The sequence below is a fragment of the Oceaniglobus trochenteri genome, from assembly GCF_020529025.1.
In the GTDB taxonomy this organism is placed as follows: domain Bacteria; phylum Pseudomonadota; class Alphaproteobacteria; order Rhodobacterales; family Rhodobacteraceae; genus Oceaniglobus; species Oceaniglobus trochenteri.
On record NZ_JACNMM010000008.1, the window covers coordinates 283,013 to 298,736 of the forward strand.

The 15,724-nt window shown below is 64.5% G+C and carries 12 protein-coding genes; 6 read left to right on the plus strand and 6 right to left on the minus strand.

The window, feature by feature from the left end; translation table 11 throughout:
• The first annotated feature begins 60 nt into the window (after positions 1 to 60).
• The 3 genes from pseB to pseF are packed head-to-tail and all read left to right on the plus strand — an operon-like array spanning position 61 to position 2,881.
• The gene (gene pseB / locus H7828_RS15460) at positions 61 to 1,053 is read left to right on the plus strand and encodes a UDP-N-acetylglucosamine 4,6-dehydratase (inverting) (protein WP_226781953.1); all 993 of its coding nucleotides are present in this window, start codon (positions 61 to 63) and stop codon (positions 1,051 to 1,053) included.
• Positions 1,050 to 2,195, plus strand: coding sequence for a UDP-4-amino-4,6-dideoxy-N-acetyl-beta-L-altrosamine transaminase (gene pseC / locus H7828_RS15465; RefSeq protein WP_226781954.1), 1,146 nt, complete (start codon positions 1,050 to 1,052; stop codon positions 2,193 to 2,195). Before pseB ends, pseC begins: the two co-directional genes overlap by 4 nt.
• The gene (gene pseF, locus H7828_RS15470) at positions 2,192 to 2,881 is read left to right on the plus strand and encodes a pseudaminic acid cytidylyltransferase (protein ID WP_226781955.1); all 690 of its coding nucleotides are present in this window, start codon (positions 2,192 to 2,194) and stop codon (positions 2,879 to 2,881) included. The genes pseC and pseF overlap by 4 nt, the downstream gene beginning before the upstream one ends.
• On the opposite strand, the gene H7828_RS15475 is transcribed toward pseF, so the two are convergent.
• The 6 genes from H7828_RS15475 to H7828_RS15500 are packed head-to-tail and all read right to left on the minus strand — an operon-like array spanning position 2,851 to position 9,039.
• Positions 2,851 to 3,477, minus strand: a complete 627-nt coding sequence (locus H7828_RS15475; RefSeq protein ID WP_226781956.1) for a class I SAM-dependent methyltransferase — start codon at positions 3,475 to 3,477, stop codon at positions 2,851 to 2,853. The two genes, pseF and H7828_RS15475, sit on opposite strands and share 31 nt — an antisense overlap.
• Positions 3,474 to 4,847: a protoporphyrinogen/coproporphyrinogen oxidase gene (locus H7828_RS15480; RefSeq protein WP_226781957.1), complete on the minus strand. Its 1,374-nt coding sequence runs from the start codon at positions 4,845 to 4,847 to the stop codon at positions 3,474 to 3,476. The genes H7828_RS15475 and H7828_RS15480 overlap by 4 nt, the downstream gene beginning before the upstream one ends.
• Positions 4,834 to 5,574 carry a WbqC family protein gene (locus H7828_RS15485; RefSeq protein ID WP_226781958.1) on the minus strand — a complete coding sequence of 247 codons (741 nt, stop codon included), beginning with the start codon at positions 5,572 to 5,574 and terminating at the stop codon, positions 4,834 to 4,836. The genes H7828_RS15480 and H7828_RS15485 overlap by 14 nt, the downstream gene beginning before the upstream one ends.
• A complete protein-coding gene (locus H7828_RS15490; protein WP_226781959.1) occupies positions 5,571 to 6,614 on the minus strand; it encodes an N-acetylneuraminate synthase family protein in 1,044 nt (347 codons plus the stop codon). Before H7828_RS15490 ends, H7828_RS15485 begins: the two co-directional genes overlap by 4 nt.
• Positions 6,615 to 6,617: 3 nt before the next feature.
• A complete protein-coding gene (locus H7828_RS15495) occupies positions 6,618 to 7,652 on the minus strand; it encodes a hypothetical protein (RefSeq protein WP_226781960.1) in 1,035 nt (344 codons plus the stop codon).
• Positions 7,645 to 9,039 carry a 3-deoxy-D-manno-octulosonic acid transferase gene (locus H7828_RS15500; protein ID WP_226781961.1) on the minus strand — a complete coding sequence of 465 codons (1,395 nt, stop codon included), beginning with the start codon at positions 9,037 to 9,039 and terminating at the stop codon, positions 7,645 to 7,647. Before H7828_RS15500 ends, H7828_RS15495 begins: the two co-directional genes overlap by 8 nt.
• A gap of 304 nt (positions 9,040 to 9,343) precedes the next feature.
• Here H7828_RS15500 and H7828_RS15505 point away from each other — a divergent pair, with 304 nt between their 5' ends.
• From H7828_RS15505 to H7828_RS15515, 3 genes are all read left to right on the plus strand, one after another.
• Positions 9,344 to 11,257 (plus strand): hypothetical protein, encoded by a 1,914-nt coding sequence (locus H7828_RS15505; protein WP_226781962.1) that lies wholly within the window; start codon positions 9,344 to 9,346, stop codon positions 11,255 to 11,257.
• Positions 11,258 to 11,499: 242 nt separating this feature from the next.
• Positions 11,500 to 12,051, plus strand: a complete 552-nt coding sequence (locus H7828_RS15510; RefSeq protein ID WP_226781963.1) for a M15 family metallopeptidase — start codon at positions 11,500 to 11,502, stop codon at positions 12,049 to 12,051.
• Positions 12,052 to 12,089: 38 nt separating this feature from the next.
• The coding region (locus tag H7828_RS15515; RefSeq protein ID WP_226781964.1) for a YncE family protein at positions 12,090 to 15,724 on the plus strand (3,635 nt) is incomplete at its 3' end.

Below are 15,724 nucleotides of genomic sequence, written 5' to 3' on the forward strand. Positions count from 1 at the left end.
CATGGCAATACGGGGCGCAAGGCCCTATTCCTGCGGGCGACACTGACAAGAGAGCGCATAATGTTCAACGGCAAGAACATCCTGATCACCGGCGGCACCGGCAGTTTCGGCAAGAAATACGTCGAACACATCCTGCGGGACTATACCCCCAACAAGGTGATCATCTTTTCCCGCGACGAGCTGAAGCAGTTCGAGATGGCGCAGACCTATGACGCGCCGCAGATGCGGTATTTCATCGGTGATGTGCGCGATGCGCCGCGCCTGAAAGAGGCCATGGACGGGGTGGATTTCGTGATCCACGCCGCCGCCCTGAAACAGGTGCCCGCGGCTGAATACAACCCCTTCGAGGCGGTGAAGACCAACATCCACGGCGCGCAGAACGTGATCGAGGCCGCACTTTACAACGAGGTGGACAGGGTGATCGCGCTGTCCACCGACAAGGCGGCGAACCCGGTCAACCTTTACGGTGCCACCAAGCTGGCGAGTGACAAGCTGTTCGTTGCGGCCAACAACATGGCCGGGTCGCGCCGCACCCGCTTTGCCGCCGTGCGCTATGGCAACGTGGTAGGATCGCGCGGGTCGGTTGTGCCCTTCTTCCGCGGGCTGATCGAGGCGGGGGCCAGGGAACTGCCGATCACCCATGCCGACATGACGCGCTTCATGATCACGCTGGACCAGGGGGTTCAGTTCGTGCTGACCAATTTCCGCCGGATGCAGGGGGGCGAGATCTTCGTGCCCAAGATCCCGTCGATGAAGATGACGGAACTGGCCGCGGCCATGGCGCCGGACCTGCCGCAGAAGATCGTCGGCATCCGCCCGGGCGAAAAGCTGCACGAGGTGATGTGCCCCGCCGACGACAGCCACCTGACGCTGGAGTTTCACGACCACTACGTCATCAAGCCGACCATCACCTTCGCCTTCAACTCGGACTATGCCGAGAACCGGCTGGGGGAAACCGGAACGCCGGTGGAGCAGGGCTTTGTCTATGATTCGGGCAGCAACGACGACTGGCTGAGCCACGAGGCGTTCCTGGCCATGGCAGGGAAGGCATGATCCCCTATGGTCGGCAGGATATCTCCGAGGCCGACGTGCAGGCCGTGGTCGATGTCCTGGGGTCGGATTTCCTGACCCAGGGGCCGCAGGTGCCGCTGTTCGAGGCATCGCTTTGCGCGGCCACGGGGGCGGGGCATGCGGTGGCCGTGAACTCGGCCACCTCGGCCTTGCATATCGCCTGCCTGGCGCTGGGCCTTGGGGCGGGCGATCTGCTCTGGACCTCGCCCAACACCTTTGTGGCCAGTGCGAATGTCGGGCACCTGTGCGGCGCGAAGGTTGATTTCGTCGATATCGACCCCGAGACCTTCAACATGTGTCCCAAGGCCCTTGAGGCCAAGCTTGAGGCAGCGCGCGACCTTGGCCAATTGCCCAAGGTGGTGATGCCCGTCCACATGTGCGGCCAGTCCTGCGACATGGCGGCCATCGGGGCGCTGGCCAAACGCTATGGATTCCGCGTGATCGAGGATGCCAGCCATGCCATCGGCGGGCGGCAGGGGGCGAACCCGGTGGGGGCCTGCGAACATTCCGACATCTGCGTGTTCAGCTTCCACCCCGTCAAGATCGTCACCACCGCCGAGGGTGGCGCGGCCACCACCAACGACCCGGGGCTGGCCGCGCGGATGGAGCGGTTGCGCAGCCACGGGGTGACCCGCGATCCGGCGCTGATGACCCATGCGCCCGACGGCGACTGGTACTATCAGCAGATCGAGCTTGGCCTGAACTATCGGATGACCGAGCTTCAGGCGGCGCTGGGGGTGGCACAGATGACGCGGCTGGCCGATTTCGTCGCGCGGCGCAATGCGCTGGCCGACCGTTATGATGCCCTGCTGTCCGATCTGCCGCTGCAACGGCCCGGGCGGCAGAAGGATACGCTTTCGGCGTTCCATCTTTACGTGATCCGCGTTGCACCGGACCGGCGCAAGGCCGTCTTTGACCATTTGCGCGGTGCGGGGATCCTGGCGAATGTCCACTATATCCCGGTGCATACGCAGCCCTATTGGCAGGGGCATGGCTTCGCCCCCGGCGATTTTCCCCTGGCCGAGGCGTATTACTCCCGCGCGATCTCGATCCCGCTTTACGCGGGGCTTAGCGAGGCGGACCAGGACAGCGTCGTCGCCACGCTGAAACAGGCGCTGGCATGAGCCTTTGCCTGATCCCGGCGCGGGGCGGATCGAAACGGATTCCGGGCAAGAACATCCGCCCCTTCGCGGGCAAGCCGATGATCGCCTGGTCGATCGAAGCCGCTGAAAAGGCAGGATGTTTCGACCGCATCATCGTGTCGACCGATGACGATGCCATTGCCGAGACCGCCCGCGCCCATGGGGCCGAGGTGCCCTTTCGCCGCCCCGCCGCCCTGGCCGACGATCACGCAACGACCGTTGCCGTCATCAAGCATGCGCTGGATTGGTGCGAGGCGCAGGGCGCCGTGCCCGATGCGCTGTGCTGTCTCTATGCCACCGCGCCTTTCGTGCGGGCCGATGACCTGCGCGCCGGAGCCGGTCTGTTGGCGCAGGCGCAATATGCCATACCCGTGGCCAGCTTCGGCTTTCCGATCCAGCGCGCGGTGCGGGTGGTGAACGGGCGGCTGGCCATGTTCGACCCCGATCAATACACGACCCGCAGTCAGGACCTGGAAGAGGCCTATCACGATGCCGGTCAGTTCTATTGGGGGCGCAGTGCCGCCTGGCGGGGCGATGTGCCGCCCTTCGGCGCCGATACCCTGCCGATCCACCTGCCGCGCTGGCGGGTGCAGGATATCGACACCCCCGAGGACTGGACCCGGGCCGAGCTGATGTTTCAGGCGCTGGCGGGGCGGGGCGACTTGTAGACGTAGATCGCGAACTCAAACGGAAATCCGCCGGGACGCAGGGCATAATCGTGTCGCAAGACCGGATGGCCGCCAAGCTCTCGCTTGCAGAAATCGAACATTTTCAAGGGGTCGACATACCATAAACCGGGGTCGAAATAGTCGACATGCGATGTCATGGCGTTGAACCCGATGCCCACGGTGGACACCTCCCACATCCGGCGCAACATGTCGGTGGCAAAGCCCCAGTTGTCGTCCTGCGCATTGTTGAAGACACCGGACAGAAGCGCATAGTCGAACCCCTCGGGCAACCTGTCGGCGGCCAGCGATACATCGGCCAGGGGATCGTGTTCCAGCGCCTTGTTGGCCAGGTCGACGAAGTCGGGCACGATGTCGACGCCGTGATAGCGACCGCCCCAGCCCCGTGCGCGCAGGTCGAAACACATCTGCCCCAGCCCGCACCCCACGTCGAGAACCGAGCCCAGCGGATCGGCGATCTGTGAAAGCACCGAAAAGCGCGCTGTCTGGGTTTCGGCATCGGCCCATTGCACCGCCTTGGCGCCGGGGCCGTGGGTTTGCAGAAGGCTGCGGTAATGTTCGATCAGATCCTTGCTCATGCGATGGCCCTGTCAAAGCGTTCTTTCAGAACTGTATCGTGGTAGGTCATGAAGGACAGCCGCCCGCGATAGCCGAAGGCGATGCCTGAAATCCGGTCGCTGACCTCTGCGATCATCTCTTGGGCGCGGTCGTGGGCGGTGCGCCAGCCGACCTTGGGCAGGGTGAAAGCCACGGGGTGCGACCATTGCGTCGCGTCATGGCGTATGGCCCCTTCTTTCAAAAATCCAACATCAAGCATCGATTCCCAGGCCTTTTCGACGTTATCCTCGGACAAAACCGACTTTAGCGTGGCCGGATGGCCCGGCACCTCGCAGGTGACATAGGTCTTGCCATCGGGCTTTGTCTGGTCGCTGTAGACGCCTGCCTTGTTGTAGCGGAAGGGCAGCCGGTGGGCCGAGTAATCGTGCAGGTAATCGGGCCCGAGGATATCGTCCGCCTCGACTTCGAAGGCGAAGAAGGCCGTACCCACCGGGACCGCTGCCTTCATCAGGTCGACATCCAGGTTCAGAACCCGGGCAAGGATGGTGTCGGGCATCGACCAGAACAGGTGCTTGCCTGTCAGGGTGTGGTTGCTGGTCGAAACCTCGATATGATCGCCCGCGTCGCGCAGGTCACCGACCGGTTCGCCCAGGTAAAGATCGACGCCGAGTTCGCCCAGGCGCCGCGCGGCCGCCTCGCAGAACCCGCTGAGCCCCTTGCGCGCCGGAAAGGCGTAACGCTTGTTCACGTTGCGCCCGATGTACCGCGCATCGCCACAGCCAAGCGACACGCCCAGCCGGTCGTCCCAGAAGGCATCGGAGGATTTGAGCGCGATCATCCTGTCGTCCGACCCCAGCCGCACGCGCGAGAACATGCCAAGCAAGCCTTTGGCATCGTGCGAAAAACTTTCAGGGTCGCTGCCGATATACTTGGACATCATCGGCAGAACCCGCTGTGCCAGCGCATCGCCGAACCGGTCGCGATAGTGTTGCGCGAACGAGGTGGCCGCTGGCCGGGGTGGGGCGTGGCGCAACCGCTCCAGTTCTGCCAGCGCGATGTCGCAGAAGGCCGTGTCGTCGTCGAAGGAGGGCAGTTCGAAACCCGGAACCCAGGTTGAATCGTTCGTCGTGGCCCATTGCTGATCCTCGAAGACCAGCATGTCGTCGCCCAGGATGTCGGGAAAGAACGCCCGCCCCAGCGCGGTGCGCATGTCGAAATTGTGGGTGCCGTTATCCAGCCAGTAGCCGTTCCACTGACGGGCGTTGAGGTTGCCGCCGATCTGCGGCGCGGCTTCAACCAGGGCAACCTTCGCGCCGTCGCGCGCCAGACGCCAGGCTGCGTAGATGCCTGCGAAACCGCCTCCGGCGATGATGATGTCATGTTGGGGCATGGATGTCCTTCAGGTCGGTCAGGGTCAGATCGGGGCCGACGCCGGACCGCACCAGCGGCAGGAAGGCGTCAGGCCCCACATGGGCCAGGGCGTCAAGTGCCGACAGGTGGCTGAGGAAAGGTGAAAAGCGCTGCGGATAGACCGGATGCGTATAGTTGAGGAACGCGAGGTCGATGCCCGCCTGATCGAAACTGTCGTCGCCTTCAAGATAGGCGGCCGAACCGATGGGCGAAAGATAGCCCCCTGCGCCGCAATGCTGGCAGAGGCGGATCAGGCGGTCGGTCTTTTCGCCCGACCCGACGCCCAGCGAACCGGTGGTCTGGCGCGGCGTGTCGATGCCGGTTGCCGTGCAGATCGACTCGATGATCGCGATGTTCAGGGCGGCCAGGCTGCCCCTGGCCCGGTCGAACCCCTGGCGCAGAATGGACAGGGCAAGATCGCCGTGGGGCGTTTTCGCCAGGAGGTTTTCGGCCGTCGCGATCAGCTTGCCTTCGAATCCCGTCTCGGCCAGCCGCGCGTCTCGGATCAGCGGGCGCGAGGGTTTGCGGGCCACGGCGAGGGGCAGGATGACGGCCCCCTCGGGGCCCTTCAGGCGATTGCGGCTTTGCCAGCTTTGGCGCGAGAACTGCACGTCGTCCAGAAACAGGAACCGGTCAACCCGGTCGATCAGCGCGAAATATCCCAGCCACGGCAGGAAGGTTGGCTGCATGATCGCGATGCGCGTCATGCGATGTCGTCTGACGTGATCGGATCACCGCCCTTGACCGCCCGCGCCAGGGTGGCACTGCGCACCAGGTCGGGGCGGTTGGCGGGTATGCCGGCACCGGGGCGCACGAAACGGAAATCGCCATCGGCGATGACATGACCCGCCGGCAGATCGCGCAGCGCAAAGGCCGAGCGGCGGCCGATCGCCTTGCTGACCTGTTCGGCCTCGGTGGTCTGCTTCAACCCGCTGCCGCGGGCGGCGTGAATTTCGGCCACGCCGGTGGCAATTTCGGCCATCACGTCGGGGGTGGCCGAGAACCGGTGATCCGGCCCCTTGCGGGTGGGGTCGTTGGTAAAGTGCTTTTCGATGGCCACGGCCCCCATGGCGGCGGCGGCCAGGGGCGCGCGGGCGCCGATGGTGTGATCGGAAAAGCCGACCATGCGCCCAAAGGCATCGCCCATGGCCGTCATCGCGCGCAGGTTCACCTGGTCCAAGGGCGCCGGATAGCTGGAACAGCAATGCAGCAGCACGACAGGCCCGGAATTTCCCTTGTCGAGCACGTCGAGCGCATGGCCCACCTCGTCCATCGTGGCCATGCCGGTGGACAGGATCACCGGCTTGCCGGTTGCGGCCACGGCGCTGAGCAGGTCATCGAAGGTCATCTCGAAGCTGGCGATCTTGTAGACGGCACAGCCCAGGTTCTCGATGAACTCCAGATCGCGGGGATCGTAGATCGAGGTGAAGGGCAGCAATCCGCGTTCGCGCGCCCTGTCGAACAGGGGGCGGTGAAACTCCATCGGCATTCCGGCTGTCTGGTACAGTTCGTACAGGTTGTCGTGGCCCCAGACGGGATCGGTGCGCATCGAGGCATGGCGCGACGGAATCGTCAGGCTGTCGGCGTCGTAGGTTTGCAGCTTCAGGCAATCCCACCCGGCGTCTGCGGCGATATCGACCAGCGCCAGCGCCTGGTCCAGGTCGCGGTCGTGGTTGGCGCTGATTTCGGCAATCAGCAGGGATTTGGCCTCGGGGCTGATGGTCTTGCCTTCAAGGGTCAGGTGCATCGTTCAGATCCGTCGTTGCTTCAACACCCGATCAACCACATTTGCCGCGCCATTGCCATGCACGGCGTCCATCGCGGCGGTATTCAGCGTGAAAAGCGCATCTTGCACGCCGGGGTCTCCGAGGGCGGAAAGGCGGTCGAGAAACGGCTCATCCCCTGCGGGCGGATCGGCAAAGAACACCTCGGCCAGGCCGGCGCGGGCGAAATTCTCAAGGTAGGCGCGGTACTGCGATCCTTCGAACAGGTAGAGCCCACTGCGACCCAGCACCGCCGCCTGATAGCGCAGCAGCCCGATCCGCCCCACCACAAGGCCGCAGGATTCCACCAGCGCCGCCAACCCCGGTTGCGGCCCAAGCAGGCGCAGGTTGGGATGGTCGGCGGCAATGCGGTGCAGGTCGGTGCGGATACCCTCGGCGTAGAGCGGCCCCATCACCAGGTCGATGTCCAGCCGCGTGGGGGCCAGCCGCCGCGCCACCCGCACCGACAGGCCCGTCGGGTCGGATCCACCGCAACTGACCAGCACCCGCCGGGGCAGGGGCGGCGCGATCCGGGCGCGGGCCGCGCGATAACTGGCGTCGATCACGGCAAAACCGGCCCCTACCGCCCAATCGAGGCATCGTGGCGGCGGGCGCAGGGTTTCGGCCCCCAGATAGGGGGTGACGACGCATGCGGGCGGCACGGCCCCCGGCGGCGTGACGAAATGGTCGGGGGGCATGGAATCGATGACCGTGACCGGGCATCCGCTTGCCGTCAGCGCGGCGATTTCCCGCGCGGCGTGTTCGGCGTTGCCCGACCACTGAAGATCGGTGATGACATGGCTGGGCGCCATCGCGGCAAGCCAACCTTCCTCCACCGGCCTGATGCGGCCTGCCGGCACGCCCCGGCCTTGCAGGATCGCGCGGGTTTCGGCATCGCAGACGTGAACATGGTCGACCCCGCGTTCTGCCAAGACGCGCCCCAGGTCGCGCAGCCGTTCGACGTGGCCCATGCCGATGGCGCGCGAGGCATCGCCGCGCAAGGCGATCAGCGGCTCAGCCACGGTTCACGCCGAGGCAGAGCAGGGCATCGGCGCTGCGCCGGGCGGCGCCCAGGTGCTTTTCCGTCAACCCGGCGGCGCGGGCGCGGAATTCGGTCAGGGCGTCGGGATCTCCGAACAGTGATACCAGCGTTTCGGCCAGTTCGGCGCCGTCACCGCAGACCCGCAGCGCGCCGCATCTGATGGCATCCTCGGCCGGGGCGGGAATGGCATAGACGCTTGGCCCCGTCACCACGGGGCGTTCCAGCGCCAGCGGTTCGTTCACGTTGTGCCCGCCCATGTCGGCCAGGGTGGCACCGACAAAGACGACATCGGCCAGGGCATAGGAAAAATCCATCTCGCCCAGGCTGTCGGCCACCAGCACGTCCAGCCCGGCGGGGGCTTCGCCCTGAAAGTCGTCGCTCCAGATTTCACTGCGCCGCCCAACCGTCCAGCCATCGGCGGCCAGCCGCCGGGCCACCGCGCCAAACCTCTGCGGGCTGCGCGGCGCCCAGACGACAAGAGGCGGCAGGCTCAGCCGGTCGTGCAGGGCGCGGATTGCCCGGTGCAGGTCTTCCTCCTCGGCCTCGATGGACGAGGCGATCATCCAGACGGCGCGCGTTCCGGTCAGGGTGGGGCACAATTCGCGGGCGCGGCGGATCAGGTCATCGCGCAGGGGCAGGTCGAACTTCAACTCGCCCACCATGACGATGCGCGAGGGGTCCACGCCCGCGCGGCTGTACCTGTCGATATGGGCCGGGGTCTTGGTCAGCACCCGCGACAGCCCCCTGAGGAAGAACAGCCGCAGCCGCCCGGCCCTGGTGGCCCCGTCGCGCAGGAAGGCGCGTTCGGTCAGGTTGGCGTTGACCTTGACCACCGGCACCCCGGCCCTCAGCGAGGCCACGATATGAGCGGGCCAGATTTCAGCCTCGACCACCAGGGCCAGGACCGGACGGATGCGCCGCAAGGCAAGCCGAAGCGCCCAGAAGACATCGACGGGCATGTAGGTTTGCACAAGTCGGCCATCGGCGATCTCCTGACCGAACTGTCGGCGTCCCTCCTCCAACCCTGCGGGCGCGCTGTGCGACAGGACGATCCGATGCCCCCGCGCGATCAACTCGCGCAAAAGGGGCGTGACGGCGCGTGTTTCCCCCAGCGAGGCGGCAAAGACCCAGATTCCCCCGGGCGCCACCCGGGGCAGGAGACCGAAGCGATGGCGCAGATTCGCGCGGTACAACGGCTCGCGCCGCGCCCGCCGGGCCACGAGGATCAGCGCGGCAGGCAACAGAAGATGCGCGGCGACCTGGTACAAACCATAGCCCACCCGCGTCGCGACGGACCAAGGCAGGCGGGGCAGGGCGGAAGGTGCGGCCCGGGCGGACAGGGGATCATGGCGCATCGTGTCAGTCATGACGGCAAGCTAAGGCGCGGCGAGCAAAGAGGAAAGCCGTCACGAACAGCCTGGCGGCGCGATGGGGAAAGAGGGGGAGGGGGATGGAGACGAGTAGGAGACCCGCTACCATTTTTCTAAGCTACTGGAAGGCTTGAATAATCGAGTGCGAGGTTGAGTTGTGTGTCGCACTTCGTGTCACACTTATGCTGTGGGGGCCATACGAGCGGCGACCGGCACGAACACGAACCCCGATGGTAGCCGGACCTACGGCGACTTCTCAAGCAAGTCCTTTGGGGAGCGTTACGCCGACGAACGGGACCAAGTGCGGGCGAGCACAAAGGAATACGCGGACGAAAACCCGTGGAAGGCGGGCATTGCCCAAGTGACAGGTTCTGTCGCTGGCGCAGTAGGCGCGGCCCCGGCGGCAACCAAACTCGGGATCAAGGCCGCCACCACGCTCAGGGGGAAAGCAGCCCAACTGGCCGGTGGTGGCGCTGTGGCGGGAGGCGTGGAAGGCTTCGGCTCCGGTTCCGGTGGCTTTGAAAGCCGGGTTGGAAGTGCCGGAACCGGTGCAGCCGTAGGCGCGGCGTTCGCCCCACTGGTGGGCCTTGGCATGGCGAAAATCGGGCAGGTGGCAACTGACGTGGGCGGGAAGGCCCTGCGCCGGGTGTTCACCAGCAGGCAGTTCTACAACCAGCAGACCGGCGAACTGACAGACGCGGGAAAGAAGCGGCTGGCCACGTTGGGCTATTCCGATTTGGACGCCCTATCGCGTGAGATGCAGACCGCATTCGGTATCGCGGCGGAAAAGACCCGCAACGCCCCCATTGGGCCGGAAACTGCACAGACGGCAAGTCGGATCGCCAACGCCGAGCGGTTCAACGTGCCGCTGACGCCCGGGCAGGCGACGGGTGACGTGGCGCAGTCGGCATTCGAAGAGAACGCGCGGGCCGGAACGCGCGGGCCGGGGGCAAGCAACACGATTCTCGGCTTTGACAACGTGCAGCGTGGCGCTGTGGACGCCGCCCGCAACGACATTGTGCCAACGGCGGGGGAAGTTGCGGGCGACAGGATCGACGCCGCAGAGGCTGTAATCTCGGGCGTTCGCCGGGAGGCCGAAACGGCGCGTCAGGCCGGATCGCAAGCCTACAAGGCACTTGAGGACACCGGGGCCGCACTGGATGGCAAGGCATTCCCGTATCTGCGCGAACGCATCGAGTCCGGCGTGGGGTTCGAGGGCGTGGCGCTGGATGCAGGTACGCCGAACGCCCAAGCCGCTCTTGGGGTCTTGGAGAGCGCATTTCAGGGGGCCGAACGTGGCGGCGTCCCCTTCAAGAGCATTGAACGCGCCCGGCAGCGAATGCTCATGTTCCAGCGGGCCGCGAAGTCGGGATCGAACGGGCCGGATCAGGTGGCGATTGATGCCGTGGTTCGGGAATTTGACGGCTGGCTTGACGACACCATCACCGACGCGCTGATCGCAGGTGACAGCGCGGTTATCGGCAAGGCCAAGGACGCGCGCGCCCTGTGGGCGAAGTACCGTTCAACCTTTCTGGGGAAGGAAGGGACTGACAAGTTCATCCGCAAGATTGTGGAAGACGACCTAGCGCCTGACCAGGTGGCAGGGTGGTTGTTCGGCGCATCCAACAACATCGGCGGCGGGCAATCGTCGCTGGTGGTCAAGCGCGTGAAGAACATCCTTGGCGAAAACAGCCCCGAGTTCCAGGAGGTTCGCCGCGCCGCATGGGACAGGATCACGCAGGCGACCGAAGGGCGGGATGCATACGGCCCCCAGCGCATGGCCAGCAATATCAGTGAGTTTCTGGACGGGAAGGGCAAGACACTGGCCCGCGAACTGTTCAGCGAACGTGACCGGGCGGTTATGGCGCAATATCGCGACATGCTGAAAGTTCTCGTTCCCCCGAAGAAGGCGACCAACCCCAGCGGCACCAGCTACGATATTCAGCGCGCGGTTGGGGAAATCCAGAAGGGCATGGGGATGCTTCTGGGCGGGGCCACAGGCGGGCCAATCGGGGCTGCGGCGGGGCGTGAAGCGGTGGAAACCGGGGGCAACTTCTCGGCCACCCTCAAGGCCCGTGCGGCGGCGAAGGGGTTCGACTTCAAGAGGCCGTCAACCGCTGGCGCTGTTGGTTCTGGCGTCGGGGTAGGTGCGCAGGCGCAGAATGCAGCAGGCCGTGAGCCTTTGCGCATCGAAGTGACCGAGCCGGATCAGTAATCCGCAATCCCAAGGCCTGTAAGGAATAGGCCAAGGCCAAGCCCGCCGCACAGTATGAAAAGCACCAAGGAATATGCCCTGTGAACCGGATTCGGCCATAGGGCTACGCCCAACCGCATGCCGCCGAAGACGACCATGGCCAGCAGTACGCCGCTTGCTACCTGTAGGGGCAATGCATGTATCTCAACGGCGCTTAATCCATCCATCCGCCCAAGATAATCACGCCATCGTGGGAAATCCATATGCAATTTACCGTTGACAATTTCTTCGCCCCGATCCGGGCGACGACGCAAAACCGGCTGGCAGCATTGCAGCGCGACACCGCAGGCGAGGAAACCCCGGTTTACAACGCATTGGCCGCTGGTGGCGGGCCGACCCGCGAAGCCGCGAACATGCTGGCCAGAACCGCAGAAAGCCCCGAAGGCCGCGCGCAGATGCTGAATGAGGCCGACAAGCTGGATGGCGTGGACCCGAAGCTTGCCACCCTCTTTCGTGAACTGGCCAAGCGGGGCGCCCCGAAATTCGGGATCAGCGAGGGCATGCGGTCACTGGACCGCCAAAAGCAGATGGTCGCGCAAGGCAAATCGCAAACGATGAACAGCCGCCATTTACACGGGAATGCGGTGGATATTCACCTTTTGGGGCCGGACGGAAAGCCCGATTGGACCTTCGATCGATACCGCGACTTCTACGAAAACCATGTCAACCCGCTTGCCCAGGAGATGGGCGTCCCGATCACATGGGGCGGGAACTGGAAGACCCTGAAAGACGGCGTGCACTTCCAACTCGGCTGACGCCACCCCCTTAAAATTCACAAGACAAGGATGCGCACATGCCCCGCAGTGTGTTCTCGATTCCGCGCGCCACCGACGGAAACAACAAGCCTGTTTCCGGCGCCTTCCTCTACACCTATGAGGCAGGCACCACGACGCCGGTTAACACCTTCTCGAACCTCGGGAACACGGTTGCGAACGAATACCCCGTGGTCGCGGATGGCAACGGCGTGTTTCCGGCGGTCTACCTGCCCGGTGGAACCTACAAATTCCGCATGACGGACCCCGACGGGGCGATCCTCTACGAGGCCGACAACGTTTCGGTGGTGAACGGCGGCGAGATTGTCACGGTCATCACGAGCGACCTCAATCTGTTGGTGCCGACGCAATACCAGAACACGAAAGCGGCGGTTGATGCGGCGGCTGGATACCAGCGCGGCAATGGCGCGGTCATCAACGTCGTGTGGGAAGACGGCTATCAGCCTGACGTGACATCCGACCTGTCGCAATATGACCTGACCGGCATCAACTTCGTGAGCCGCGCGAGTTACCACCGACTTTCACCGGACTTCCCCGAGGGGGGCGCGATTGCCATTTTCCGCCATTGCACGGGGGTGAACTGGTCGATCCTCGTGGACATGGCAGGCCGGGGCTGTTCCGGTCTGGTGAACTATTACAGTGACCTCTACGTCGCGCAGGGCTGCGGTGTGCGCAACGTCGGGGCCGAAGACCCGACCTTTGACCTCACCGAGGGGGCGAACCCGCGCGGCTGTGGCTGCTACACTTACGGTGGCACAACGGACACCGGCCACAGCCCGACGTCGCTTGTTCGCGCTGTCCCCGAGGTTGTCGCCAATGCGCCCAATCTGGATTGGGGTTCGTGGTATGAGATCAACGAACCCGGAACGGCAGACTGGACCCGCCTGGGGGCGTCCAACAGCAACGCCGGAACGACGTTCAGGGCCAGCCGGACGGTGGCGCAGGCGGGCAGCTTCAAGGTTGGCAAGGAATACGAAATCGCGGATCGTGGAACGGTGGTTGGCGGCTCCGACTTGCGCACCGATTTTACCCTGATTGGCGCGGCGAACAACAGCAACGGCACGGTGTTCACGGCAACCGGTGTGGGTGCTGGCAATGGTCTGGCCTATGAAACCACCAGCGGCACGGGAACGGCCTATGAGGCGTGGCCGGGGGCGGTGTTCGACACTGCGGCATGGCGCGGGATGGACTTCACCAACGCGGCGAGCGGGAAGTTCAACTATGTGACCGTGAAGAACTGCGGCACCGACCCGGCGATCAGCGAGGGTCACGCCGCGATCTTCGTATCGCGCGGTAGCAATTCGATCCACGGCAACCACATCAACGCCAACGGGTCCGTCCGTGGCTTGCGTGTCGGTCGCGCCAAGGTCAGTGCGCGGGATGGCGCATTCCGTGGAACCATGGGGCATGGTGCTTGGGGCTTCGAGTTGAGCGGCATCACCAGTTCCAGCGCCGATTACAGCGGGTCGGGCTGGCACGGCGCATGGTCGGTTTACGGCAGCGGCTACAGTGATCGGTTGAGCATCGGCGGCGTCGAAAGCGCGGCGACGGGCGTTGTCCTCAACGGCGACGGATCAAAGCTGTTCGTAATCGGTGCGAATGGCGATGACGTGACCCAGTGGACGATGCCGGAAGCCTATGACTTCGAGGCGCTTTCCCTTGACGGCACGTTCTCGGTTGCATCGCGGGAGACCGCCCCGACCGGGATGGCGTTCAGGAATGATGGCCAGCGACTGTTCATCGTCGGGACGCAATCTCAGCAGGTCCACCAGTGGAACATGGCAACCGGTTTCGATGTGACCGACACCATGACCTACATCGGCGGGTTCTCCGTGGCCGCGCAAACCACCAGCCCGCAAGACCTGACGTTCAACGCCGATGGTACGAAAATGTATGTTCTCGGCGGCGACAGCGTTCACGAATACGCTCTCGGCACGGCGTGGACTGTTTCCAGCGCCACCTACACCGACAGTTTCAGCCTTGCGGCGCAGGGGACGGATATTCGCGGGTTCGACTTTAACCCGGCGGGAACCCGTCTCTATGCCGCCGCGCGCAGCAACGACAGGCTGCTGGAATACGAACTTGGCACGGCCTTTGACGCATCGACGGCGGTTTACCGGCGCTATGACTGGCTGAAATCGGCAGGCGCGAACAACCTCTACAGCGCCGGAACAATCACCGGCTTCCACTTCGCCAGCGAAACGCGGTTCTTCTTCACCGGGGAAAGTTCCGGTGTTGATCACATCTGGAAATACGTCACGCAGGATTATCCCGTTCTTTATGGCGGGGGGCCGTCCAACGACCAGCCCCAGGGACCGGCGAATATCAGCGCGGAACGCAGCAGCTTCATAGGCTGCGGCTGGACGATTGCCGAGGTCGATTGCGCGGCCAGCCAGATCAACATTGACGACGTGCCGCTCGTTGGCGCGTTCGGAAACATGGGGCCGGTCGCGACGATCACCAGCGGCCTTGTGTCGGCGGCGCGCGCGAAGTTCAGGGCATCGGCTGACAGCGTGGCACCGCATGGCGTTCTGTCCTCGGATGCAGGCGAGTTCGAAAGCGTGGGCTTCCTGTTCGACGGCAACGGGGTCGTCCCCTACGCCGCACGGGTGGCGCAGAACGGCAAGGCGCACCTGCGCGGGGCCAACCTGTTCGGGTGCGCAACCAACCTGTTTGACTTCGGCTTGGGTGACGGTGCGATCTATCTGCAAGACGTGACCCTGAACGGCACGGAGGGGCTGTTTGCGAAGGGCGCGGACATGCGCCCCGGCGCGGAGTTTGCGACCCGTGCCGACCTCGTGCTGGCTGGCAGCTTCGGCTTTACCATGGAGGACGGGAAAACCTGCCGGGCCGACGGGATCGAATACAAGGCGCTCAACGGGTCTACGGTCATTGGCGACCTGACAAATTTCATCCCCGGTGGTGACAGCCCCCCCCAGGCTTTCGGCGCGTCCCCCTCGGCCAGCAACAACACGGCGGCGCTGAATGCCTGGATCGCGTTCTGCGATGCCGAGAACTACCAACCGGATTGGGGCGACGGCGAGGTTTACGCCGTCACGGACAACATCACATCGCTGCTGGACCAGCGCCACAAGGGGCGTGCGCGGATCACGCGGGGCGGCCAGACGTTCTATGTCGGGGCAGGGTGGCAGGGCAATCAGAACGTGATCCACGTTTCGGCCACGGGCGCGGCGGCGAATGACGGGATCACCAGTGACAGGGCGATCCGGCACCAAGACGTGCAGGGATACCTTGAGCGCCAACTGCGCATCGCGCCCCATGCGAAATGGAAAGTGTCCTACGCCGCTGCAACATACTCCGAGAGCGATACGATCCAGTTCGAGGACTTCCCGACAACGGACTATCCGATTGAGTTCGAAGGCCAGACGACCGGCGCGAAATCATCCACGACGATCTTCGACAGTTGGACAAAGCCCGTATTCCAGAAGGGGAACGCGGACGCCGGGAACAACAGTTTGCGCCTGCACTTCACGAATTTCATGGCGCAGGACTGTGACGGTTTCGTGGTGGATATCCGCCATTCCGGCGAGACGGTACTGGATAATTTCAACTGCGATGGGAACACGTCGGCGGGTCCGTTCCTTCTGCGCGACTGCGTGGCGACCATCAAGAACGCTGCCATTACCGATTGCGA

Coding starts and splice junctions, on each gene's coding strand:
- pseF (WP_226781955.1), top strand. CDS start 2,192: ATGAGCCTTTGCCTGATCCCGGCGCGGGGCGGATCGAAACGGATTCCG.
- H7828_RS15475 (WP_226781956.1), bottom strand. CDS start 3,477: ATGAGCAAGGATCTGATCGAACATTACCGCAGCCTTCTGCAAACCCAC.
- H7828_RS15480 (WP_226781957.1), bottom strand. CDS start 4,847: ATGCCCCAACATGACATCATCATCGCCGGAGGCGGTTTCGCAGGCATC.
- H7828_RS15490 (WP_226781959.1), bottom strand. CDS start 6,614: ATGCACCTGACCCTTGAAGGCAAGACCATCAGCCCCGAGGCCAAATCC.
- H7828_RS15485 (WP_226781958.1), bottom strand. CDS start 5,574: ATGACGCGCATCGCGATCATGCAGCCAACCTTCCTGCCGTGGCTGGGA.
- H7828_RS15510 (WP_226781963.1), top strand. CDS start 11,500: ATGCAATTTACCGTTGACAATTTCTTCGCCCCGATCCGGGCGACGACG.
- pseB (WP_226781953.1), top strand. CDS start 61: ATGTTCAACGGCAAGAACATCCTGATCACCGGCGGCACCGGCAGTTTC.
- pseC (WP_226781954.1), top strand. CDS start 1,050: ATGATCCCCTATGGTCGGCAGGATATCTCCGAGGCCGACGTGCAGGCC.
- H7828_RS15500 (WP_226781961.1), bottom strand. CDS start 9,039: ATGACTGACACGATGCGCCATGATCCCCTGTCCGCCCGGGCCGCACCT.